The following is a 22,767-nucleotide window of genomic DNA, read 5'->3' as shown; positions in this document are numbered from 1 at the left end:
GCCTCAGCCCCGCTGCAGCATCCAGCGCGTCCAGCGTTCCTGCGCCTTCTGGCCGTTCTCGGTCCACCAGCTGGTGTTCAGCCAGAACTGCTTTTCCAGATTCGCCGGCGCGGTCGGCAGCAGCGGCCGCAGCTCCTCCGCGACATAGTTCACCGTGTCGGGATGCAGCCCGGCATAGGACAGCTCGGTGGCGTAGATGGCCTGGAGGCGCGGGTTGGTCATGGTTTGGAGGAATTTCTGCCCCCAATAGGCATGGCGCGTGCCGCGCGGGATGCCCCAGGAGCTGCTCTTCAACGAGCCCTGGGTGAAATCGGAGCCGACCGGCGCCTGCTTCTTGGCCAGCTCAAAGAAGCGCCCGTTCCAGCCGGTCGCCAGCACCACTTCCTTGTCCACCAGCATCTGCGCCGGCTGCGCGCCCGTGCTCCACCAGACGGCGATATGCGGCCGGATCTCGTCGAGCTTGCGGAAGGCGCGGTCCATGTCGAGCGGGTAAAGCTTGTCCATCGGCACGCCATCGGCGAGCAGCGCGAATTCAAGGTTGTCCACCGGATGGTTGCGCAGCGACCGGGCGCCGGGGAAACGGCGGACATCCCAGAACTCGGCCCAGCCCTTCGGATGGCTGCCATCCTTGAACACGTCGCTGCGGAAGCCAAGCACCGTGGAATAGGCGGAGCCCACGAAGATATGCGACTTGCGGCCGACATCCGGATATTTCGAGAGATCGACGATGGACGTGTCGATCGGCTCCAGCAGGTTCATCTCCGTCGCGCGGTCGCCGTCCTGGCCGCCGATCTCGGTCACCGTCCATTCCGGGTTGCCGCTGTTCACCATGGCGCGCAGCTTGCCGAAATCCACCGGCGAGGTGTCGACGACGCGGATGCCGTGCTCGCGCTCGAAATCCGCGAAATAGGCGATCCGCAGGAACTGCGCCATGGAGCCGCCCGAGGCGTTCACCACGATACGGTCCGGCTTTGGCGGCGTGGCGCCCTGCGCAAAGGCCGGCAGGGGCAGGCCGGCGGCGAGGAGGCCGCCGCCGGCCCGCAGGATTCCACGACGGTTCATGTTGAATGGCATGGTTGCACCTTCTTCTGGCTGTTCGGACAGGATGGGCGGGTCGGTTTGCCGGAAGCCCCGCGCGCGCTGGATGAAGAACACTGCGCGGGGCCGGATTCGCGATCAACAGGCGGGGCCGGATCAACAGGCGAGGCCGGGCCGGGCATGCCCCCGGGCACGGGAATGCCGGCATCGGGTTCGCCGCGACGCGACAAAGCTCCCACGGGCCGGAACACTCCCTTTCTGCCCCTCCAGATTTGATTCGAAATTCTAAATTATTGTGATCACGAATACGGGACCGCGCAAGCCTTCCGTGAAGGCCCGCGCGATCTTCCGGCGCTCCTCGCCGGCCCTCACGGCCCGCCGCCAGGCCGGCTCAGCACTCCGTCCACCGCCTGGCCAAGCAGCTCGACGATCCGGTCGATCTCCTCCGGGCGCGCGGTGTAGGGCGGGGCGATGATCACATGGTCGCCGGTGCGGCCATCGATGGTGCCGCCCATCGGGTAGATCATCACGCCGGCCGCCATGGCGGCGTCCTTCACCGCCTCGTTCACCTTGCGCGCGGGGTCGAAGCTGCGGCGGCTGGCGCGGTCCTCGACGAATTCCAGGGCCCAGAAGAGGCCGCGGCCGCGGATGTCGCCAACATGCGCGTGGTTGCCGAAGCGCTCCTGCAACCCGGCCTCCAGCCGCGCGCCCATGGCCCGCACATTGGACAGCAGGTCGTCCTCGCGGATGATGCGCTGCACGGCCAGCGCCGCCGCGCAGGCCACCGGATGCGCCTGGTAGGTGTGGCCATGCTTGAAGGCGCCGGAGCCTTCCGACAGGGCCCGCACAATTTTGCCCTGCGCCAGGATGGCGCCGATCGGCTGGTAGCCGCCGCCCAGTCCCTTGGCGATGGTCTGGATGTCGGGTGTCACGCCCTCCTGCTCCCAGGCATGCAGCGTGCCGGAGCGGCCCATGCCGCACATCACCTCGTCGAGGATCAGCAGCGCGCCATGACGGTCGCACACTTCCCGCATGGCGGGGAAATAGCCGGGCAGGGCGGTGACGCAGCCCGCCGTGGCGCCGACGATGGGCTCGGCCACAAAGGCCGCGATGGTGTCGGGGCCGAGGCGCTGGAACTCGGCCTCCAGCTCGGCGGCGAGGCGCGCGACATAGTCGGCGTCGCTTTCCCCCTCTCCCTGGAAGCGGTAGGCGAAGCAGGGCGAGACATGGCTGAAGCAATTGGCCAGGATCGGCTCATAGGGCTCGCGCCGGGCCATGTTGCCGCCGAGGCCGAGGGCACCCAGCGTGTTGCCGTGATAGCTCTGCCGCCGGGCGATGAAGCGGCTGCGCCGCGGCTGGCCGATCTCCAGGAAGTATTGCCGCGCCAGCTTCAGCGCCGCTTCCATCGCCTCGGAGCCGGAGGACACGAAATAAGCGTGGGTCAGGCCACCGGGGCTGTCGCCCACCAGCAGGTCGGCCAGTTCCTCGGCCGCCTCGCAGGTGAAGAAGACGGTGTGGGCATAGGCGATCTGCCGCGCCTGCTCGGTGATGGCGCGCACCACGCGCTCGTCGCCATGGCCGATGCAGGCGACGGCGGCGCCGCCCGAGGCATCGATCACCGGCGGGCCCTCGGTGCCGCGCACCAGCAGCCCCTTTCCGGACACGGCCAGCATGGGTTCCTTGCGAAGGCTGCGGTGAAGGATGCGGCTCATGACAGATGCTCCGAGGAAAAGCGGGTGACGACGTTGCGCAACAGGCGGGAAACGGGATTGTTGAAGTCGTTGCTGGGCAGGCTGCCGCAGAAGGTGATCGAGCCGGTCGAGAACACGGCGCCGCCCTGCGCGGTCTCGAAATAAACCATCTCGGCGCGCACCAGCTCGGCCGGCTTCTCGCCGGTGACCGTGCTCAGATGGGACAGAAGCTCCTCCGGCACCGCGACGAAATGCGACTGGTGGCCTTCCGACCGGGCGAGGATGCGCGCATTGGGCGGCGTGCCCTGTGTCCAGTCGGCGCGGTCCAGCTCGAATCCGGCGGCGCCGCCGCCCGAAAGGCCGAAATCGCCGATGATCTCGTTGTCGATGCCCTCGAAGATCCAGGCCAGCTCCGGCTCATGGGATGCCTTCAGGCGCCGGAAATGCGAGCCCTCGAACAACCCCTGGCTGGAAAAGCCGATGCCCGCCAGCATTTGCGGCGGCCGCCCGTTGCGGCGCCACAGCCCGCCATAGGCGCCGTCCAGCTGCTGGTAATATTCGCCGGCCTCCGCCGCCCAGGCGCGGATGCCGCCCTCGGCCCGCCGCACCTCGATGACATGCGGCAGGTCGGCCCGCCGCGCGACGCGCCAGTAGAAGCCGTTGCCGCCGAGATAGCAGAGCCGCCCGCCGGTGCCGACATAGTCCTGCAACGCGTCCAGCGTGCCGACCGTGTGGTATTCCGGGTGCGACCCGGTCAGCACCACCTTGTAGGGGCGCAACAGCTCCACCCCTTCATTGTCGAGATCCTCATCGGTGATGATGTCCATCCCGATGCCGAGCGCGTCGGCCCAGGCGATCAGATGCGTGTCGGCGGGATAATGGCGCAGGCCGGAGCCGCGCGCGTCGTTGAAGGTCAGGAAGCCGGGCCGCCAGGTCAGGATGGGCCGCAGGCGGGAGGACATCGAGATGCCGCTATTGTCCGGATGCCGGTTGTAGGTGGAATAGCCGTAATCCGCATGTTCCTGCGGATTGTGCGGATAGGCGCCCCATTCGGCGCGGCGCGCCTTGTAGTCGTCGTCGCAGTTCTTGCGCGCGTGGTTGGCATAGGCCTGGTAGGTGAAGGTGGAGGCCAGAAAGGCGACCGGCGCCGTCGCCGTGCCGCGGGGCGGCAGCACGTAGAACGGGATGATGTCCTCGTGCCCGCCGGCGCGCAGCCGGATGCCATAGGCGCCGCTCGGCAGGCCCTCGGGGATGGTGACGGAGAAATCCGTGTCCCAGCCGCAATCCTCCAGGTCGTCGGCATGGAAGTTGATGGCGGCGTAGTGGCGCGGCGCGTGCTTCCAGTCCATCTCGCTGCCATCCCAGCGCGAGCCGCGCACCGCGCGCGTCGGCAGGTTGACCACGCGGCCATGCAGCGCGTGCGGGCCGCGGTCGTGGATGGATTGCGTGTCGATGCCGACCGAGAAATCCCACCAGGCGATGAGGCCCTCGCCCTCGGCCGGCTCGGCCGCCGCGATGGGGCCGGCCTGGATGAAGGGGTCCTCGATGCGGCCCTCGAAAACGGCGCGCGCGGCGCCGCCCTGCCAGGCCGCGCCAAAGGAAAGCGGCGCGGCGGGCAGTTCCTCCAGGCTGATGTTCCGGCATTCGGCGCTGCCTTCATGCGAGGCGGCGCCCCAGATGCGGCGCAGCGGCGTTTGCGTCAGCCGCAACCCGTTGTTCCGGAAGTCGAGCGTCACGGCGTACCAGCCGCGCGTCACCATCGGCGCGGCCAGGGCGCAGCGCGCTTCGCCGCGCGGCCCCTTGCTTTCAAAAACAAGCCCATCCTGGCTGACCGACAGCGACCAGCCTTCGCCGGCCTCGTTCAGCCGCGCCATCAGGACGGCCGGCGTGCCGGTCAGCAGCATGGGCTGCACGCGCAGGCCGATCGTCGCCTCGGCCGGCAGAACAAGCGCCGCGGCGGCCTCCACCAGCGCGCAGGAGCCCAGATGCACCGGCTGGAAGCGGCCGGGATAATGCCCGGCGAAATCGGCCGCGACCTCCCGCAGCCGCATGCCCGGCCCGGCCGGGTTGGGATCGCCCGAGATCACCCGGACCAGATCGGCCCTGTAATCGCCCGGCAGGGTGCTGGAAACCTTCACGGCCAGGGTGTCGCCGGCACGGCCCGAGATGCGGTCGAGATAGCCTGTCAGGGGAACGGTCATGATGTTGTCCGGTTGGGAAGCGGCAGGGGGCGTGGAAGGCCGGCCTCAGGCGCGGCGCACGTTCCAGGGCACCGGGCGCAGCGCCTTCAGCATGCCGGTGAGCGATTTCCGGTAGGCGGTGCGGACGGAGAAGATGCCGAGCGGTACGGTAGGCGCCTCCCGCATGGCGAGCGCGTTCATCTGGGCGGCGATGGCGGCCCGCCCTGCCTCGTCCGGCGCGCGCAGCCATTCGGCGTTCAGCGCCTCCATCCGTTCATTGCTGTACCAGCCGGTCCAGCCACGGTCGCCGAGGCCGCGGATCAGCGCGTTGGTGACCGGCACGGCGATGCCCGCCCCGCCCCACCAGGTGTGGTAAAGGCTCCAGCCGCCCTTGTCCGGCGTTTCGCGCGAAACGGCGCGGGAGATCAGCGAGCCCCAGTCCATTTCCTGCAATTCGACATTCATGCCGAGCTGCTTCAGCAGGTCGTGCGTCACATGGCCGAAGGGCGCGATGATCGGCACGTCGGAAGGGTTCATGATGACCACCTTCTCGCCATTGTAGCCGGCGGCGGAAAGGGCGCGCTTCTTGGCCGTGATGTCGGGCGTATCGCTCATGCCCGCGTCTTCGGGCGGAGTGCCATAGGGGGTGCCGCAGGGAAACAGGGAATGGCAGCTCCGCCAGGCCGTGGGGTCCCCGCCGGTGACGAGGTTCATGTAGTTGGGCTGGCTCACCGCCTGCAGGACGATGCGGCGGATCTCCGGCCGGTTGAAGGGCGGCTGCAGCGAGTTGAAGCGGATTACGCCCATGAAGCCGGCCGGGTCCAGGATGTCCGTCGCCACGTCCCGGTTGCGCGACAGAAGGGGCAGCAGGTCGGCCTGCACCTGGTCCAGCCAGTCGATCTCGCCGGTCTGCAGGGCGGCGAGGCCGGTGGCCTGGTCCGGCATGATGGTCCATTCGACGCGGTCGAAATGCATCACCTTGCCGCCCGAGAAGAAGTCCGGCGCTTCCTCGCGCGGCTGGTAGCCCTCGAACCGCTCGTAAACGACCTTGCTGCCGGACACGAACTCGTCCGTCTTGAAGCGCAGCGGGCCGGAGCCGACCATCTCGGTCACCGCCTTCATCGGGTCGGTCCGCGCCAGCCGTTCCGGCATGATCACCGGCAGGGCGGCGGTGGGCTTGCCGATCGCCTCGATCAGCAGCGGAAAGGGCCGCTTCAGCCGGATGCGGAGGGTGCGGTCATCGGCCGCGCCCCATTCCTCGACCACCGCCGCGAGGTCGCGGCCAAAGGTATCGCGGGCGGCCCAGCGGCGCAGGCTGGCGGCGCAGTCGCGTGCCAGCACGGGGCTGCCATCGTGGAATTTCAGCCCTTCGCGCAGGCGGATCGTCCAGGTCAGCCCGTCATCGGAAACGCTGTGCCCCTCGGCCATCTGCGGGCGCGGGCGCAGGCTGGCATCCACGGCGTAGAGCGTGTCGAAGACATAGAAGCCGTGGATGTTGGTGATCGCCGTCAGGTTGGCGACCGGGTCCAGGAAGGTCAGGGAGGCATGCGGCGCGAAGCGCAGCACGCGGGCCTGCTGCGCGACCGCGGGCTGCGCCAGGGCAAGGCGGGGCGGCAGCGCGGCCCCGGCGGCGACGGCGCCGGCGGTTCCGAGAAAGGCGCGGCGCTTCATGGATGACACCGCTGGGCAGGCCGGTCGATGGTCATGGCTGTTCCTCCTTGGCGGGCGGGCAGGCCTGGGCCGTGCTTCACCGCGCTTCTCCCGAAAACCGTTCTTATGGCTTGGCCGGAGCACATGATGCTTTCGCGCCGATGTCAATATACAGGATCGCATCCCAAAATGCGGGATTGCCCTTGAGGGCTGCGCTGCTACCTTCCCGGCATGACCTTTCCCGCCGCCGACGCCGTTCCCACCACCCTGCGCAAAAGCTTCCAGATCCTGGAAGCGGTGGCAGCATCGCCCCGCCCTGTTGCCGGGCTGGTGCTGGCCGACAGCCTCGGCCTGACGCGGTCCACGCTGTCGCGCCTGGCGCTGAGCCTGGCGTCACTCGGCTATCTGGAGCGGGTGGAAGGCCTCGGATGGCAATTGGGGCCGGCCGCGCTGCGGCTCGGGCTGGCCCGGCTGGCCAATCTCGACATCCGCGGCATCGCCGCGCCGCTGATGCGGGCGCTGAGCGAGGAGGTGGACCTGCCGGTCGACCTCGCCATGCCGGTGGGCGACGAGATGCTGCATTTCGAGCTGGCGCAGAAGGCCGGCCAGGTGGTGGTGGCGAGCGAGATGGGCGCGCGGCTGCCGATCGCCCGCACCGCGCTCGGCCATGCGGCGCTGTTCGCCATGGAAAGGCGGCGGCGGCAGGAGATCCTGCGGCGCCTGCGCGACGCCGCCGGGGCTGACTGGCCAGCGCAGGAAGCGGCGCTCGCCGCGTCCTTCGCGCAGCTGGAGCAGGCCGGCTTCTGCATCGTGGCCGGGCAGCTCCGCGCCGATGTGGCGGCGATCGGCGCGCCCTTTGTCGATCCCCGGCGGGGCAGCGTCTTCAGCTTCAGCTGCTCGGCGATCGGCTTCGCGGTGGAGGCCCGGCGGCTGGAAGCGATCGGTCCCCGCCTGCTGCACATGATCCGCCAGGTCGGCGCCGCCATGGGAGCGGGCTGACGGCTTCGCCGCCGCGCCGGCCATGCGGGCGGCGCGGCGGAATGGTCACGCCCTGGCCGCCAGCAATCCCGTGGCGAGGCAGCGGAACGCTTCCACCGCCCGGGGAAGCACGGCCGGGGGATCGGAACTGGCCGCGGTCCAGAGCGCGGCGTTCAGGGCGGCCCCGTTCAGGAGGCGGGCGGCCGCCTCGGCATCCACAGGCTTGAGGACGCCTTGCGCGATCAGCCCCCGCACGGTGTCCACCGTTGTGCGGAGGCAGCCATCCTGGCTGGGCCAGCGCGACGGATCGCCCAGAACGGCGGGCCCGTCGAGCAGCACCACGCGCTGCACCTCCGGCTCCAGCGCCATTTCGATATAGGCCGCCCCCTCGGCCAGCAATCCTTCCCAGGCGTTCTCCGCCCGGCTGCCGATGGCCCGGGCGCGGGCGGCCATTTCCGCGTCGATCTGGTTGACCACCGCCTGCAGCAGCCCCCGCTTGTCGCCGAAATTGTGGTAAAGCGCACCGCGCGTCAGGCCGGCCCCGGCGGTGAGCTCGTCCATCGAGGCCGCCGCGTAGCCCTTCTCGGCGAAGGCCGCCCGGCCGGCGCGGATCAGCTTCGCGCGGGTTTCCTCCATCATCTCGGAACGCCGTTTCGGGGGCAAGTCCAGCTCCTGTTTTTCACATACGCCGCGTATCCGAATTGACAGGCGCGGCGCGTTCTGCGACCGGTTCACATACGCCGCGTATATCGAATTCGAATCGAACAATGAAGCCCCGGCACCGACACCGACCCCGGCCCATGCCGCCGGGCGGGCTCGCCGCCTCCTGAAAGGAACCAGCATGTCCGACCGCGAAGCGATCTTTCCCGCCAACCGGCACGCGCTTTATGAGGCGCATGGCTATTCCGCCGCGATCCGCTCCGGCGACCTCCTGTTTGTTTCCGGCCAGGTCGGCAGCCGCGACGACGGCTCGCCCGAGCCGGATTTCGGGCAGCAGGTGCAGCGGGCCTTCGACAATCTGCAGGCGGTGCTGAAGGCAGCCGGGTGCGGCCTGCGGGACGTGGTGGACGTCACCACCTTCCACACCGATCCGGAAAACCAGCTCGGCACCGTCATGGCGGTGCGGCAGAAGGTCATCGGTGAGCCGCCTTATCCCAACTGGACGGCGGTTGGCGTGACCTGGCTGGCGGGCTTCGATTTCGAGATCAAGGTGATCGCCCGCATTCCGGCAGGCGCCGCCGCCCCGGCATGAGCGGCGGCCTCATGCCGCCGGCCTCCTGTTAGGGGCCGGCCGGGGCAGGGCCGGAGGCCGCCTGAATAAGACGGCCCCTGGCTCCCGCCGGCCTTGGAGCGGATCCCGATCGGGCGGGATCGCCTGATCGGGTCAAGATGCCCGGCAGAACAAGGAGCCAGAGCATTTGAAGTGGAGCCAGCGCGAACGGAGAATGCCCTAGGCGCCTTCCATGCGAGCGCGCAGATGCCGCTTGAGCGCATCGGCCCGCTCGCGTGGCCAGCCCGGCGGCTGCGTCACCTCGATCCAGGGGTCCACGTAATGCTCCGGCGCGTAAACATGGCCGTGGCCCATGGGCGTCGTCGTGGCGACCGCCATGTCGAGGGCGAGCTGCAGAAAGGTGATGAAGGGATACCAGCGCAGCGCCGGCGACACGTCCGGCCCGCGCGGCTCCGCCAGCCAGTCCGGCGCGCGGAAGGCCGAGCCCGGCTCGAAGAAGGTGATCGGGTCGCTGGCATATTGGAGGTAGACGATCCGCAGCGGCCCCCAGGGCGCGGCGGCCTCCCGGAGCGTGTTGGCCTGGCCGGTGAAGCGGACAACCGAGCCGTCGCGGAAGCGCGGCAGCCAGGCGGGCGATTGCGGGTCCCGCTGCGCGGTGGCCTGCCGCCAGGTGCGGCTGGAAAAGGGCGGGCCGCTCCAGAGCGCACCCTGGAACGGCGCGCCGATAACATCGAAAAGATCCACCGACAGGTCGGAATTCAGCGCGCCCAGGCTGAGGCCGTGCAGGTAGAGGCGCGGCCGGCTTTCCTCCGGCAGCTGCCGCCAATGGTCGTAGACCCTGCGGAAAAGCTGCCGCGCCGTGTCCGCGCCATAGGTCGGCTCGACCATCAGCGTGAGCCAGCTCGGCGTGTAGGAATACTGGATGGCGACGGTCGCGACATCGCCGCCATGCAGGTATTCGAGCGGCATCTGGCTGGCCGGGTCGAGCCAGCCCGTGCCGGTCGGCGTGGTGACAACCAGGACCGACCGCGTGAAGGCGCCGACCCGCTGCATTTCCCCAAAGGCCAGCTCGACCCGCTCCCCGATGCTGTCCGCCGAGTTCAGCCCGACATAGATCCGCAGCGGCTCCAGCGCGGGCTGGCCGGTGAAGGCCTCGATCTCGCCGCGCGTCGGCCCGGCCGCGACGGCCGCGCGCCCCATGCGTCCCAGATCGTCCCAGCGCAGGAGCGAGGCGCCGCTGCCTGTCTTGAGCGGATCGACCGGCGGCCGCAGCTCGTCATCGATCAGCGCGTCGAGGCTGCTGTAGCTGGAATCCATCGCGCGGATGCCGGCCTTCAGGATGATGCCGTTGCCGATCGCCCAGAAGCCGATAGCAGCGATGGCGATGCCGCCGAGGATGGACACGCGGCGCGGCGCGACATGGCCGATCGGGTGGGCCGCCTTGCGGGCGACCACCTTGAACAAGCGCCCGAGCAGCAGCAGGGCCAGCGCGACGGCCGCCGCGACCAGCCCCACAAAGGCGGGCCGGGCGCCCTCGACCGGCGCCAGGCCCATCGGGATGCGGATCGAGTTCTGCCAGTCCGAGGCCTGCCAAAGAAAGCCCGCCGCCACCCCGACGCAAAGCGCGGCCGCGAGCAGCTTCAACGCCAGGCCGGCGCGCCCCCGGTCGAAGCCCGGCAGGCCGAGAAAGCGCCAAAGCGCGCGCAGCAGCACGCCGATGCCGTAGCCGAGCGTGAAGGAAAGGCCCGAAAGGATGCCTTGCAGCAGGGCGTCGCGCGGCACGAGGCTCGGCGTCAGCGATCCCGCGAAGAACAGCGTGCCGAGCCAGAGCCCGGTGCCGCAAAGGGAACGGATGAAGCCATTGTCGATCCACCGGTTGACGGCGCTGCCGGCCATCGGGCCCTCCTTCGGGAAAACGCATCGCGGCCGGCGGCCGGGCTTCCCGGCCTGCCGGGAAAGCGCTTCCTTGTCCAGGGCCCGTGCCTGGGGCCGCAGCCGGCGGCGCTCAATCCAGCGTCGCGCCCGATGCCTCGACCAGGCCCTTCCACACCTGTTCCTGGGCGCGCAGATATTCCGCGAAGGCCGCGGGGGAAGCGTCGCTGACGGGCGCGAAGCCCAGCGGCTCCATCTTGGCGCGGAAGGCGTCGGACTGCGCCACCTCCCGCACGGCGCGGTGCAGCAGGGCGATGCGGTCGGCCGGGGTGCCGGCGGGGGCCATGACGCCATACCAGGATTGCGCGTCGATGCCGGAGCCGGGCAGCAGCTCCGCCATGCCCGGCACGTCGCGCAGCTCCGGCACATAGGTCACGCGCTGCGCGCTGCCCACGGCCAGGGCGCGGAAGCGGCCTTCCCGCACATGCGGCATCAGGGCGGGGATCACGTCGAACATCATGTCGATGTTGCCGGCCAGCAGGTCCTGGATGGCCGGCGCGCCGCCGCGATAGGGCACATGGGTGATCTCGACGCCCGCCGCCTTGTTCACCGCCGCCAGGGAAAGGTGGCTGACGGCGCCGGTGCCGGAGGAGCCCATGGTGATCCGCCCCGGCTTCTCCTTCGCCGCGGCGATCAGCTCGGCGAAGCTTTTCCAGGGCCGGTCGGCATTGACCACCAGCAGCACCGTGCCCGTGGCCACCCGGCTGACCGGCGCCAGGTCGGTGATGGGGTCGAAGGGCATCGACTTGCGGAACAGGAACTTGTTGGCCGCCAGGATGGTCGCGGTGCCCAGCAGCAGGGAATAGCCGTCCTTCGGAGACTTGGCGACATTGTCGCCGCCCAGATTGCCGCCGGCGCCGCCGCGGTTCTCCACGATCAGGCTCTGGCCCAGGGCCGGGGGCAGCATCTCCGCCAGCAGGCGCCCCGTCAGGTCCACCGCGCCGCCTGGGGTGAAGGGCACGACGAGGCGGATGGGACGGTCTGGGAACTTGTCCTGCGCCCGCAGCGGCGAGGGGGCCGCCAGGGTGCCCAGCCCTGCGGCGAATGGCGTGGCGAGAAGGGCGCGGCGGCTGGTCATGCAAGTTTTCCCTGATGGATGAACATGTCTCGATGATCCAAACGTTGCAGCAACTTCCGCCTTGTGCAACACGCATTTCATGACCGCCCCAGCGCCTTTCGACCGTCTGCGGCGCGCCCTGCCTGATCTGCCGCCACGCCTGCAGGATGTTGCCCGCTTCGTGGCCAGGCATGAGTTTGATGCCGCCACCCGTTCCATGCGGGACCTGGCGGCGGCGGCCGGCGCCCAGCCCGCCAGCTTCACGCGGCTGGCCCAGGCGCTCGGCTATGCCGGCTGGGACGCGCTGCGGGAAGCGTTGATCGAGAACCAGCGCCAGGCCGCTTCCCGCCCATTCTCCGCCCGCCTCCGCCAGATGGCGCCCGGCGCCTCCATCCTTGCCCCCACTTCCGCCGCGAGCCCCGCCATGGCCCTGGCGGGCAGCATCCTGGCCGCCGATGCCGCCAGCCTGGCCCGCACCGATGCGGCGCGGATCGGCCGGGCGGCGGAAGCGCTGCATGCGGCGCCGCGCGCCTGGGCGGCGGGCTTCCGTTCCTGCCGCGCCGTCGCGCAATTGCTGCATTACCAGCTGAGCCTGTTTCGCCCGGAGGAAACGCGGCTGGTGGGGGGCGACCGGCCCGAGGACCTCGATCTCGGCGCCTTCCGCCCCGGCGACGCGGTGCTGCTGGTCACCTTCGCCCCCTATTCGCGGACGGGCCTCCGGCTGGCCCGGGCAGCGCGGGAGGCGGGCTGCCTGCTGATCGCCCTGGCGGACCGCGCCGACGCGCCGGTGGTGGAAGGGGCCGACCACCTGCTGCTGTTCGAGGCCGCCGCCACCCCCGGCTTCTTTCCCAGCCTGACCGGCGCCCTGGCCACGGCGCAGGCGCTGGTCGCCGCTTGCTTTCTCCTGGGCGGGGAAGCCGCGCTGGCGCGGCTGCGCGAAACCGAGGAAAGGCTGCTCGCCCTGTCCCAATACCTTCCCGACAAGGAGCTTCCGGCATGACCCGCATCCCCCCGCGCCGCCATTCGCGCGGCGCCCCTTCCGTCGCGGCCGGCGCGAAAGGTTTCCGGGCATGACCCGGCTGGCGATCGCCCGGCTCTGGCACGAAGGCAATTCCTTCAGCCCGGTGCCGGCCGGGATCGAGGATTTCCACGCCTCCGAATGGGTGGCGGGCGACGCGGCGCGCGGCGTGTACCGGAACACCGAGACCGAGATCGGCGGCGCCCTGGACTTCCTGGACGCGCATCCCGGCTGGGAAGCGGTGTTCCTGCGGCAGGCGGCCGCCATGCCCGGCGGCATCCTGCGCCGCGCGGTGTTCGAGCAGGTCAGCGCGGAGATCCTGGAAGGACTGCGTGGTGGCAGCTTCGATGCCGTTTATCTTTCCCTGCACGGCGCCATGGTGGTGGAAGACCTGCCGCTGGCCGATCTGGAGCTGGTCCGGCGCGTGCGGGACACGGTCGGCCCGGGGGTGAGGCTGGCCGCCAGCTTCGACCTCCACGCCAACATGCACCCCGCCATCGCCACGCTGATCGATGCGGGCACGGCCTACCGCACCTATCCGCATATCGACATGCGGCCCACAGGGCGGCGCGCGCTGGAAATGCTGCGGGCGGCGGTGGAAGGGGAAACGCGCCCGGTGGGCCGCATCCTCAAGCTGGGCGCCATCCTGCCCAGCATCAACATGCGCACCGCAGCCGGGCCGATGGCCGCGATGGAAGAAGCCGCCCGTGCGGCCGAGGCCCTGCCGGGCGTGCTGGATGCCAGCGTCTTCGGCGGCTTCAGCTATGGCGACACGCCCTCGGCCGGAGCGGGGGTGATGGTGTTCGCCGATGCCGACGCGACGCTGGCGGAGCGGGCGGCGGCATCGCTGATCAACGACTACGCGGCGCGGCGCGATGCCTTCTACATCCGCCTGCCCGGCGCCGCCGAAGGGCTGCGCCAGGCGCTGGAAGGGGGTGCCTGGCCCACCGCCGTCATTGATGCCGGCGACAACCCTTATTCCGGCGGCATCGGCGACACCCCGGAACTGTTGCGCGCCGTGCTGGCCCGCCCGCCCGAGGTGCCGACGGTGGTGGCGTTCCATTGCGACCCGGATCTGGTGCTGCGGGCGCGGGAAGCGGGGCTCGGGGCCACGCTCTCGGGGGAGATGGGCGCGCGGCTGACGCGCGCCTACGGCCCGCCGGTGCCGTTCTCCGGCACCGTGTCCCTGCTGACCGATGGGCGCTTCCGCAATCGCGGGCCGGTGCTGGGCGGCATGGCGGTGGATCTCGGCCCCACCGCCGTCATCACCATCGGCCAGGTGCGGGTGATCGTGACCTCCCGCTGCATCTCCCCCAGTGATCCCGGCTTCTTCGACCTGCACCAGGTGGATGTGACGCGGCTGGCGTTGCTGTGCGTGAAGGCGAAGAACCATTTCCGCGCCGCCTTCGAGCCGCTGATGGCCCGCATGATCGACGTGGACGCGCCCGGCCCGGCGGCGCTGGACATCGCGGCCTTCCGGTTCCGCCACGCGCCGGCGGAATTGTACCCGCTCGGGGGCAAGGCCGGCTGAGCGGTCCCGCCGGGGCGAGGGGAGCGGCGGGCCGCTTCCCTATTCCGCCTCCGGCCGCGAGAAAACCGCGGCATCGCCGCCCAGGGCCAGCGTCAGGCGGGCGGCTTCGCCGAACACCAGTTCCCGGATGCCGCGCAGCCGCTCCGCATCCGAAAGCCGGGTCGCCGTGCCGGCCACGCACAGCACGCCCATCAGCCGCTGGCCCGCGCCGAAAACAGGGGCGGCCACGGCGGCCAGCTCGGGGTCCCGCTCGCCCATGGAGGTCACGACCCTGGCGGGCTCCCGCGGGGTGATGCCGGGCGCGGTGAAATGCGTCAGGACGCGCCCGGCCGCGCCACGGTCGATCGGCAGCAGCGAACCCACCGGGATGTGGTCGCGCACCTGGTGGCAGCCATCGACGCGCATCAGGCACAGCCGCCGGTCGCCCTGGCGGATGTAGAAGGAGGCGCTTTCGCCGGTCTGCTGCGCCAGGGCGCGCAGGGCCGGCGACAGCGCGCCGTTCAGGTCGATGGAGCGCTCGTAAAGGCTGCCCAGATGGTAAAGGGCGGGCCCCAGACCATACCGCCCGTCATCGTGCCGCAGGGCGAAGCGGTGCCGGATCAGCGTCGCCATGATGCGGGACAGCGCGCTCTTGTAGAGGCCGGTGCGGCGGGAAAGCTCCGCCAGCGTCAGGCCGCGATCCCCTTCGCCAAAGGCGTGCAGGACGCGCAGCGCCCGCTCCACCGCCGCGATCCCGCCGGGCTGGGCCGTGGCCGGATGTGGCGCGGGTTCGCGCGGGGGCAACAAGGACTTGACAGCCATGGCGCGGCGATGAACCCTGAAAATGGAATGGCCGTCCTGTTGGATAGGACGGCCTTGCCAAGCTGTAAAGCGGGTCGCAGAGCCCGCCACGCAGATCGGGGAAACATTGCCGGCCAGGCAGGCGGGCCGCGCCATTGGCCCGCTCCCATGCTCCGGCCCGGCAGGGCGCGGGCATGGCTGCGCCGCACGGGAAAGAAAGGAAACGCCGCATGAAGATCACCGCGGGCAGGCGCGAACTCGCCGCCGGCATGCTGGGCCTCGCCGGCCTGGCCCTCGCGCGGCCGGCCTCGGCCTTTGTCGGGCCAAGGCCGGAATGCATCGCCCCCTCCGCGCCGGGCGGCGGGTGGGATTTCACCTGCCGCACGGTGGGACGGCTGATGCAGGAGCTGAAGGTCGTCGAGCAGCCGGTGCAGGTCTCGAACATGCCGGGCGCGGTGGGCGCCGTCGCCTATGCCAACGTCACCGGCCGCCGCAACAGCGACAACAACCTTTTCGTGGCCACCAGCACGGTGGGGCTGACGCAGATCGCGCAGCGCCGCTATCCGGGCGATGTGGACCGCGTCCGCTGGCTGGCCATGCTGGGGGCGGATACCGGGGTGATCCTGGTCCGCGCCGATTCCCGCTTCAAGACGCTGGGGGACTTCCTCGACGCGCTGAAAAGCGATCCCACCAGCGTCGTCACCGGCGGCTCCAGCAGCCTCGGCGGCTATGACCATCTCCGCCTGCTGCTGCTGGCGCAGAAGGCCGGCATCGCCTCGGCCGACCTGAAGAAGTTCCGCTGGATCCATTACGATGGCGGCGGGCCGGCGGTGACGCAGATGCTGGGCGGCCATGTCGAGGTGGTCTCCACCGACCTCGCCGAGATCGCGGGCTTTGTCGAGGCCGGGCAGATTCGCGTGCTGGGCACCATGTCCGAGGCGCGGCTGGCGGGCAGCTTCGCCAACATCCCCACCGCGCGGGAGCAGGGCTTTGACGTGGTGGGGCTGAACTGGCGCGGCTTCTACACCGGCGGCCGCGTGTCCGACGAGCACTACAACGCCATGGTCGCCGGGCTGAAGCGCGTTTACGACAGCGACGGCTGGAAGGAAGCGGCGCGCCGCTCCGGCCTGCAGCCCATCTGGCGCTCCGGCCCGGAATTCGAGCGCTTCGTGGCCAACATGGTCACCGAGCTGCGCAGCCTTTCGCAGGAAATCGGCATCATCTCATGAGCGACCGGATCGTGGGCGTGCTGCTGGCGCTGTTCGCCGGGTGGTACAGCTGGGAAGCGGGTTCCTACGCCGTGGATTTCGGCGACCCGATGGGCCCGGCCTTCTTTCCCGAGCTCCTGGCCCCGCCGCTGGGGCTGCTCGGCCTTTACCTGGTGCTGCGCCCCGATCCGGAGCCGGAATGGTCGACCGGGCGCTACCTGCTTTCGCAGGCCGCCACGGTGGTGGTGCTGGTGGCCTATGCGCTGCTGCTGCAGCCCATGGGCTTCATCCTGGCCACGCTGCTGATGGTCACCTGCCTCACCGCCATGCTCGGCGCCCGGCTGCCGCAGGCGCTGGGCGGCGGCGCGGCGACGAGCCTCGGCGCCTTCGCCCTGTTTGACTGGCTTCTCGGCATTCCGCTGCCGCCCGGCATCGCCTTCGGAGGATAGGGCGCCATGGACATCATTCCCTCCCTGGCGAATGGCTTCGCCGTGGCGGCGCAGCCGATGAACCTGCTGGTTGCCTTTATCGGCTGCTTTGTCGGCACGGTGATCGGCGCGCTGCCGGGCATCGGGCCGGTGAACGGCATCGCCATCCTGATCCCGCTGGCCTTCAGCCTGGATCTTTCGCCCGTCTCCGCGCTGATCCTGCTGACCAGCGTGTATTACGGCAGCATGTTCGGCGGGCGCATCGCCAGCATCCTGCTGAACATCCCGGGCGATTCCTCCGCCGTCGTCACCTGCATTGACGGCTTTCCCATGGCCAAGAAGGGCCGCGCCGCCGATGCGCTGGCGATCTCGGCCATTTCCTCCTTCTTCGGCGGCACGCTGGCGACGGTCGGGTTGACCGTGCTGGCGCCCAGCCTGGCCATGGCCGCCATCCATTTCGGGCCGCGCGAATATTTCGCGCTCTATGTCATGGCCATCATCATCGTCGGCGGCATCGCCACGGGCAACCCAGCCAAGACCCTGGTGGCCGGGCTGCTAGGCCTCGTCATTGGCACGGTGGGCATCGACCCGGCGACAGGCATCCCGCGCTTCACCTTCGGCGCCTATGAGCTGTATGAGGGCATCGACTTCGTCATCGTCGCGATCGGGCTTTTCGCCATCAGCGAGTTCCTGATCTATATCGAGCAGCGGCGGACCGGCCCCGTCGAGCAGGTGCCGGTGGGGCGGCGCACCACGGCGCTGCGCCGGTTGACCTATCCCGCCACCTCCCTGCGCGCCAGCCTGCTCGGCTTCGTCATCGGCGTGCTGCCGGGCGCGGGGGCCACCCTGGCCAGCTTCATGGGCTACGCCCTGGAGAAGCGCGTTTCCGACAAGGAGAACACCTTCGGCAAGGGCGACCCGCGCGGCGTCGCGGCGCCCGAGGCGGCGGACAACGCCGCGGCCGGCGGCAGCCTGGTGCCGATGCTGACGCTCGGCGTGCCGGGCAGCGGCACCACGGCCATCATGCTCGGCATGCTGGTGACGCTGAACGTGCAGCCGGGACCACTGTTGTTCCAGCAGCAGCCGGACATCGTCTGGGGGCTGGTGGCGGCGCTCTATGTCAGCAACATCATCCTGCTGATCCTGAACATCCCGCTGGTCGGCATCTTCGCGAAGCTGCTCAGCGTGCCGCCGCATTACCTGATGCCCGGCGTCGTCACCGTCAGCTTCCTCGGCGTTTATTCCGTCAACCAGAATTCCTTCGACCTGCTGATGATGGTGGGCTTCGGCGTGTTCGGCTACCTGCTGCGCAAGATGAGCATTCCGCTCGTGCCGGTGGTGCTCGGCATCATCCTCGGCACGCCGATGGAGCAGAGCCTGCGCCGGGCGCTCGCCGCCAGCGGCGGTGATGTCTGGACGCTGTTCCAGAGCCCGCTCGCCCTCGGCCTGCACGCCGTCACCGCCATCATCGTCGCCATCGCCATCCTGCGGGAATCCCGCCGCCGCATCGGCGAGGCCGCCGCAACTCGCGGCGCCTGAACGCTTCCTGCGGCCCAGAACGGAGACAGCCTCCATGTCCGACCTGCCCGACCGGATCGAGATCTATGAGGAAGGCCCGCGCGAGGGCTTCCAGATCGAGCCCGGACCCATCGCCTCCGCCGACAAGATCGCGCTGATCGACGCGCTCTCCGCCACCGGCATCCGCCACATCCAGATCTGCTCCTTCGTTTCGCCGAAGCTGGTGCCCGGCTGGGCGGATGCCGAGGATGTGGCCGCCGGCTTCACGCCCCGCCCCGGCGTCGCCTACAACGCGCTGTGGTTCAACGAGGCGGGGCTGAAGCGCGCTTTGGCCTTCCGCGACCGGCTGAGCATGACCGGCTCCATTTCCCTCGCGGCGTCCGAGGCCTTTTCCCGCCGCAACCTGAACCGCGACCGGGCCGGCAACATCGAGGCGATGCGGCGGCAGACGGCGGCCCATCTCGCCGCCGGAATCGCGGTGGAGCGCGTCGGCGTGATGGCCGCCTTCGGCTGCAACTTCGCCGGCGACATCACGCCGGAGCTGGTGGTGCAGACCGTGGCCGACGGGCTGTCGATCGCCGCCGAATACGACCAGACGATCCGCGACCTTTCGCTGGCCGACACCATGGGATGGGCAACGCCTGCCCGCATCGAGCGCGTGGTGGGCGCGGTGCGGGAGCGCTGGCCGGAGCTGACCCTGCGGCTGCATCTGCATGACACGCGCGGCCTCGGCATCGCCAATGCCATGGCGGGGCTGCGGCTCGGCGTCACGCGTTATGATTCCACCGTGGGAGGGCTCGGCGGCTGCCCCTTCGCCGCGCACAAGGGCGCGCCCGGCAACATCGCGACGGAGGAACTGGTTCTCCTTTGCGAGGAGATGGGCATCGCGACCGGCATCGACGCCGACGCGCTGATCGAGGCCGGGCATCTGGCGGAGCGCATCGTCGGCCACACCCTGCCCAGCGCCGCGCTGCGCGGCGGCAGCCTGTCCGCCTTCCGGGCGCATGCCGCATGAGCGGGACTCTGCCGCTGCGAGGCCTGCGGGTGCTGGAATTCAGCCATACCATCATGGGCCCCTGCGCCGGCCTGCTGCTGGCCGATATGGGCGCCGATGTGGTGAAGGTGGAGCCCGCGCCCGATGGCGACCGGACGCGCCGCCTGCCGGGCTTCGCCGCCGGTTTCTTCGCCACCTTCAACCGCAACAAGCGCAGCATCGCGCTGGACCTCAAGCACGCGGAGGGACGCGCGGCGCTGCATCGGCTGGTTGCGGATGCGGACATCGTGCTGGAGAATTACGGCCCCGGCACCATGGAACGCCTGGGATGCGGCTGGGAAGCGCTGCGCGACCTGAACCCGCGGCTGATCTACCTGGCGCTGAAGGGGTTCCTCAGCGGCCCCTATGGCAACCGCCCCGCCCTGGATGAGGTGGTGCAGTTCCAGACCGGCCTCGCCTACATGACGGGCCCGCCCGGGCAGCCGCTGCGCGCCGGTGCCTCCGTCATCGACATCCTGGGCGCCGTGTTCGGCGTCACCGGCGTGCTCGCCGCGCTGCGGGAGCGGGACAGGACCGGGCAGGGGCAGCGGGTCGGCAGCGCGCTGTTCGAATCCTCCGTGTTCCTGATGGGCTCGCACATGGCCGGGGGCGCGGCGGTCGGCGAGCCGCCGCCGCCCATGCCCGCCCGGCGCGGGGCCTGGGGCATCTATGACGTGTTCAAGGCCGCCTGCGGCACGCAGCTTTTCATTGGCGTCACCAGCGACGCGCAATGGCAGCGCTTCTGCGCCAGCTTCGGCCTGCCAGAGCTGGCGCAGGACCCGCGCCTCGCCACCAACGCACAGCGGGCCAGGGAGCGCGCCTGGCTGCTGCCCAGGTTGCAGGAAACCATTGGCGCGCTGGATTTCGACACGGCCACCCGTCAATGCGCGGCAGCCGACGTGTCCTGTTCGCCGGTCGGGCGGCCGGAACAACTGGCGCAGGACCCGCATCTGCTGGCCAGCGGCGGACTCCTGGCCACCGCCATCGCCGCCATGGGCGGCGGTCCGGAGGTGCCGCTGCCGGCGCTGCCGCTGGAATTCGGCGAGGAGCGCGATCGCGCCCCGCTGCGCCGGCAGCCGCCCCGGATCGGCGAGCACACGCGCGAAATCCTGGTTTCCGCCGGTTTTGATCCCGGATCGATCGAGGCGCTGCACCGCTCCGGCGTGCTGATCGACGGGGCGGCGGCGCCGCAGCCGCAACCGGGCTGACGGCGCCTGGGCGGGCTGGCGGGCATCACCCGATCAGGCGGTCCCGCCCGATCGGGCTCTGCCTTAGCCCAGCAGCTGGGGCCACCAGCGCAGCACCGACCGCGCAACGATCCATGCCAGGAACAGGAGCGTCGCGATCAGCCAGCGCATCTGCCCTGGCGTCATGTCGCCATGCCGCTGCCCGTCCTGTTGCCTGTGCCGGCTTTCCTCCGCGTGGAAGGCCTCGCGCATCACGGCATTGTCCGCCATCACCTGCCCGCTCATCGGCGGCCTCCCGCGGCGGGCGCATCGGCGCTGGCGGTGTGGCCCTGGGGCGGCTCGCGCACCGTGATCGAGACAGGGTCGCTGGCCGGGAAGGTGTCGGCCAGGGCCGCGTCAAGCCTCGCCTCCATCGCGTCCGCGCCGATCCGTTCCGTGAAGTTCTTCATCACCATGTTGGTTCATCCTCCATTCAGGGCGCGCGGCGCCGCGCCTCGCGGTGGCCGCGCGCAGCGATTGTTTGTGCTGGATGTCCCCGGGCCCGCGCGGCGGATGCGCGAAGGGCTGGGCCCGGGGCTAAACGCCCGCGATCAGCACACCCGCGCGATCCGCGCAGCGAAAATGGGGAAAATTCAAGCACATGGCATGACTGATATGGGGATGCCCGGCAGCAACTTCAACTTGGAGGAAGCAGCGGCGCCCTGGCCTGCCCCCTTCACGCCGCGCCGGCCGCCCGCGCCCTGTGGCGGCCGAGATAGCGCTCCAGCGTGGCCGGATCGGCGTGGGGGTCGGCCAGGCCGACATGGCCATCGGGGCGGATGAGATAGGCGGCATCCTGCTTCAGCCCCGCCCGGCGCGCGGCGGCGGACCAGGGGAAGCAGTGAAGGGCCAGGCCCTGCCGGTCGCAGGCCCGCGCCATGGCCGGGTTGGCGGAGCCATGGATGTGCAGCTGCCAGTCCAGCGAAGCCAGCGGCGCGAAATTGTCGCCCGCGCCGCCGGGAGGGCCGCCCGCGGAAGCACCGGCGGCCACCCAGGGCAAACGGTCCCCGCCGCCGATACCGCCGGCCCGCCCCTCGCTCAGCGGGCCGGCGCGGTAATGCACCGCCGTCTGGGACAGGGTGCGGAACATCAGGCGGCGAAAGGAGGGCGCCTTCGCCAGCGCCGGAAACAGCCACGGCGCCAGGCCGGTCCGGACCAGGCGGGCGAGGCGGCCGGGGCTGGTCACCAGGGTGAAGGCGCGGTCGGTGGTGGCCACCAGGCGCCGGGCGAAGGCGATCCGCTCGGGCTCGAAACTGTCGAGCAGGGCGGGCGGGGCGCCGTCCCGCAGCACCGCCGCCAGCTTCCAGGCCAGGTTCACGGCGTCGGCGATGCCGGTGTTCATGCCCTGCCCGCCCACGGGGCTGTGGACATGCGCGGCATCGCCTAGCAGGAAGGCGCGGCCCAGCCGGAAGCGGCCCGCCACGCGGTGATGCACGCGATAGGTCGAGAACCAGTTGACCCGCTCGACCTCGACGCCCAGCCGGCGCAGCAGGCGCTTGTCGACATCCTCCCAGGCGGGCGCCCTATCTGCGTCCTCATCCGCCTCGGCCATGCCGACCAGTCGCGCATGGCCCCGCCCGCTCATCGGGAAGGAGGCCAGGAAATCGGCCTCGTCGAGCGATACATGCAGCTCGCCATTCATCACCGGCCCGCTGCCCTGCGCGTCGGCGACATAGAACAGATGCTGGTAGGTGCCGCCCGGAAAGCCGATGCCGAGGAATTGCCGCAGATGCGACCTGGCCCCGTCGCAGCCGGCGATGAAGGCTGCCTCGCAGATCTCCTCCGTGCCGTCCTGCCGCCTGAGGCGCGCCCGCAGGCCCGGGCCCTTGCCGGCGACGTCGAGCAGCTCCGTCCGCCGCTCCACCGTGACGCCCTCCATTCCGAGGCGCGCGATCAGCAGGCGCTCATGCCTGTCCTGGGGAAAGATCAGGACATAAGGATAGGGGCTCAGCCCCTCGCCCATCTCCCCGAAGGCGGCCCGTGCCACCTGGCGGCCGCCGACCCAGAGATTGGCGGCGGCGAGCGGCACCCCGCCCGCCACCACCGCTTCCGCCAGGCCGAGCTGCCGGTAGAATTCCAGCGTGCGCGCCTGGATGGCCAGGGCGCGGGAGGTTGTGCCGGGTTCCGCGGCCTTGTCGACGATGCGGACGCGGATGCCGCGGCGGGCCAGCCACAGGGCCAGCACCAGCCCGGTGGGGCCCGCGCCGGCGATCAGCACCTCGGGATTGGACATGCGCAGCCCTCCACGCCGCCGGGAGCCCCGGAAGC

General features: G+C 70.4%; 20 protein-coding genes. 9 read left to right on the top strand and 11 right to left on the bottom strand.

Annotated elements, in window-relative coordinates; all coding sequences use genetic code 11:
- Positions 1-3 precede the first annotated feature (3 nt).
- The 4 genes from F0Q34_RS12105 to F0Q34_RS12090 all read right to left on the bottom strand — a co-directional run bounded on the left by F0Q34_RS12105 (position 4) and on the right by F0Q34_RS12090 (position 6,580).
- Entirely contained in the window at positions 4-1,074 is a 1,071-nt protein-coding gene (locus F0Q34_RS12105) for an ABC transporter substrate-binding protein (protein ID WP_149812483.1), read from the bottom strand.
- A 332-nt stretch (positions 1,075-1,406) separates the two neighbouring features.
- Positions 1,407-2,750 (bottom strand): aspartate aminotransferase family protein, encoded by a 1,344-nt coding sequence (locus F0Q34_RS12100; protein WP_149812482.1) that lies wholly within the window; start codon positions 2,748-2,750, stop codon positions 1,407-1,409.
- Positions 2,747-4,930 (bottom strand): N,N-dimethylformamidase beta subunit family domain-containing protein, encoded by a 2,184-nt coding sequence (locus F0Q34_RS12095; RefSeq protein WP_149812481.1) that lies wholly within the window; start codon positions 4,928-4,930, stop codon positions 2,747-2,749. Before F0Q34_RS12095 ends, F0Q34_RS12100 begins: the two co-directional genes overlap by 4 nt.
- 45 nt (positions 4,931-4,975) lie before the next feature.
- Positions 4,976-6,580 carry an ABC transporter substrate-binding protein gene (locus tag F0Q34_RS12090; RefSeq protein ID WP_149812480.1) on the bottom strand — a complete coding sequence of 535 codons (1,605 nt, stop codon included), beginning with the start codon at positions 6,578-6,580 and terminating at the stop codon, positions 4,976-4,978.
- Positions 6,581-6,790: 210 nt separating this feature from the next.
- Between F0Q34_RS12090 and F0Q34_RS12085 the strand changes: the two genes are divergently transcribed.
- Complete coding sequence (locus F0Q34_RS12085; RefSeq protein ID WP_149812479.1) at positions 6,791-7,558, top strand: IclR family transcriptional regulator; 768 nt, start codon at positions 6,791-6,793, stop codon at positions 7,556-7,558.
- Between the two features lie 45 nt (positions 7,559-7,603).
- On the opposite strand, the gene F0Q34_RS12080 is transcribed toward F0Q34_RS12085, so the two are convergent.
- Entirely contained in the window at positions 7,604-8,200 is a 597-nt protein-coding gene (locus tag F0Q34_RS12080) for a TetR/AcrR family transcriptional regulator (protein ID WP_241665458.1), read from the bottom strand.
- A gap of 178 nt (positions 8,201-8,378) precedes the next feature.
- Here F0Q34_RS12080 and F0Q34_RS12075 point away from each other — a divergent pair, with 178 nt between their 5' ends.
- On the top strand, positions 8,379-8,789 hold the full coding sequence (locus F0Q34_RS12075) for a RidA family protein (RefSeq protein WP_149812477.1): 411 nt from the start codon (positions 8,379-8,381) through the stop codon (positions 8,787-8,789).
- Between the two features lie 198 nt (positions 8,790-8,987).
- Here F0Q34_RS12075 and F0Q34_RS12070 read toward each other — a convergent pair whose 3' ends face one another.
- Positions 8,988-10,664 carry an alpha/beta hydrolase gene (locus F0Q34_RS12070; protein WP_149812476.1) on the bottom strand — a complete coding sequence of 559 codons (1,677 nt, stop codon included), beginning with the start codon at positions 10,662-10,664 and terminating at the stop codon, positions 8,988-8,990.
- 109 nt (positions 10,665-10,773) lie between these two features.
- Positions 10,774-11,778 (bottom strand): Bug family tripartite tricarboxylate transporter substrate binding protein, encoded by a 1,005-nt coding sequence (locus F0Q34_RS12065; protein ID WP_149812475.1) that lies wholly within the window; start codon positions 11,776-11,778, stop codon positions 10,774-10,776.
- A 79-nt stretch (positions 11,779-11,857) separates the two neighbouring features.
- On the opposite strand from F0Q34_RS12065, the gene F0Q34_RS12060 reads away from it, so the two are divergent.
- The gene (locus tag F0Q34_RS12060) at positions 11,858-12,757 is read left to right on the top strand and encodes a MurR/RpiR family transcriptional regulator (RefSeq protein ID WP_149812474.1); all 900 of its coding nucleotides are present in this window, start codon (positions 11,858-11,860) and stop codon (positions 12,755-12,757) included.
- Positions 12,758-12,827: 70 nt separating this feature from the next.
- Entirely contained in the window at positions 12,828-14,306 is a 1,479-nt protein-coding gene (locus F0Q34_RS12055) for a M81 family metallopeptidase (RefSeq protein ID WP_149812473.1), read from the top strand.
- Positions 14,307-14,345: 39 nt separating this feature from the next.
- Here the strand turns inward: F0Q34_RS12055 and F0Q34_RS12050 are convergent, their stop codons facing one another.
- Entirely contained in the window at positions 14,346-15,107 is a 762-nt protein-coding gene (locus F0Q34_RS12050) for an IclR family transcriptional regulator (protein ID WP_161600852.1), read from the bottom strand.
- A gap of 209 nt (positions 15,108-15,316) precedes the next feature.
- Between F0Q34_RS12050 and F0Q34_RS12045 the strand changes: the two genes are divergently transcribed.
- Genes F0Q34_RS12045 through F0Q34_RS12025 form a run of 5 tightly spaced genes read left to right on the top strand, consistent with a single transcriptional unit; the run spans position 15,317 to position 20,481 of the window.
- Positions 15,317-16,315 carry a Bug family tripartite tricarboxylate transporter substrate binding protein gene (locus tag F0Q34_RS12045; RefSeq protein ID WP_149812471.1) on the top strand — a complete coding sequence of 333 codons (999 nt, stop codon included), beginning with the start codon at positions 15,317-15,319 and terminating at the stop codon, positions 16,313-16,315.
- The gene (locus F0Q34_RS12040; RefSeq protein ID WP_149812470.1) at positions 16,312-16,743 is read left to right on the top strand and encodes a tripartite tricarboxylate transporter TctB family protein; all 432 of its coding nucleotides are present in this window, start codon (positions 16,312-16,314) and stop codon (positions 16,741-16,743) included. The genes F0Q34_RS12045 and F0Q34_RS12040 overlap by 4 nt, the downstream gene beginning before the upstream one ends.
- A gap of 6 nt (positions 16,744-16,749) precedes the next feature.
- On the top strand, positions 16,750-18,261 hold the full coding sequence (locus F0Q34_RS12035; protein ID WP_149812469.1) for a tripartite tricarboxylate transporter permease: 1,512 nt from the start codon (positions 16,750-16,752) through the stop codon (positions 18,259-18,261).
- Between the two features lie 34 nt (positions 18,262-18,295).
- A complete protein-coding gene (locus tag F0Q34_RS12030) occupies positions 18,296-19,255 on the top strand; it encodes a hydroxymethylglutaryl-CoA lyase (protein WP_149812468.1) in 960 nt (319 codons plus the stop codon).
- Positions 19,252-20,481 carry a CaiB/BaiF CoA transferase family protein gene (locus tag F0Q34_RS12025; RefSeq protein WP_149812467.1) on the top strand — a complete coding sequence of 410 codons (1,230 nt, stop codon included), beginning with the start codon at positions 19,252-19,254 and terminating at the stop codon, positions 20,479-20,481. Before F0Q34_RS12030 ends, F0Q34_RS12025 begins: the two co-directional genes overlap by 4 nt.
- 63 nt (positions 20,482-20,544) lie before the next feature.
- Here F0Q34_RS12025 and F0Q34_RS12020 read toward each other — a convergent pair whose 3' ends face one another.
- The 3 genes from F0Q34_RS12020 to F0Q34_RS12015 all read right to left on the bottom strand — a co-directional run bounded on the left by F0Q34_RS12020 (position 20,545) and on the right by F0Q34_RS12015 (position 22,732).
- Positions 20,545-20,745: a hypothetical protein gene (locus F0Q34_RS12020; RefSeq protein ID WP_149812466.1), complete on the bottom strand. Its 201-nt coding sequence runs from the start codon at positions 20,743-20,745 to the stop codon at positions 20,545-20,547.
- On the bottom strand, positions 20,742-20,915 hold the full coding sequence (locus F0Q34_RS21810) for a hypothetical protein (protein ID WP_161600851.1): 174 nt from the start codon (positions 20,913-20,915) through the stop codon (positions 20,742-20,744). Before F0Q34_RS21810 ends, F0Q34_RS12020 begins: the two co-directional genes overlap by 4 nt.
- A 260-nt stretch (positions 20,916-21,175) precedes the next feature.
- Positions 21,176-22,732 (bottom strand): FAD-dependent monooxygenase, encoded by a 1,557-nt coding sequence (locus tag F0Q34_RS12015; protein ID WP_149812465.1) that lies wholly within the window; start codon positions 22,730-22,732, stop codon positions 21,176-21,178.
- Between the last annotated feature and the right edge of the window lie 35 nt (positions 22,733-22,767).

Origin of the sequence: Teichococcus oryzae (assembly GCF_008386565.1) — a bacterium.
Taxonomy (GTDB): domain Bacteria; phylum Pseudomonadota; class Alphaproteobacteria; order Acetobacterales; family Acetobacteraceae; genus Pseudoroseomonas; species Pseudoroseomonas oryzae.
This window is presented reverse-complemented; position numbering and strand designations above follow the sequence as displayed.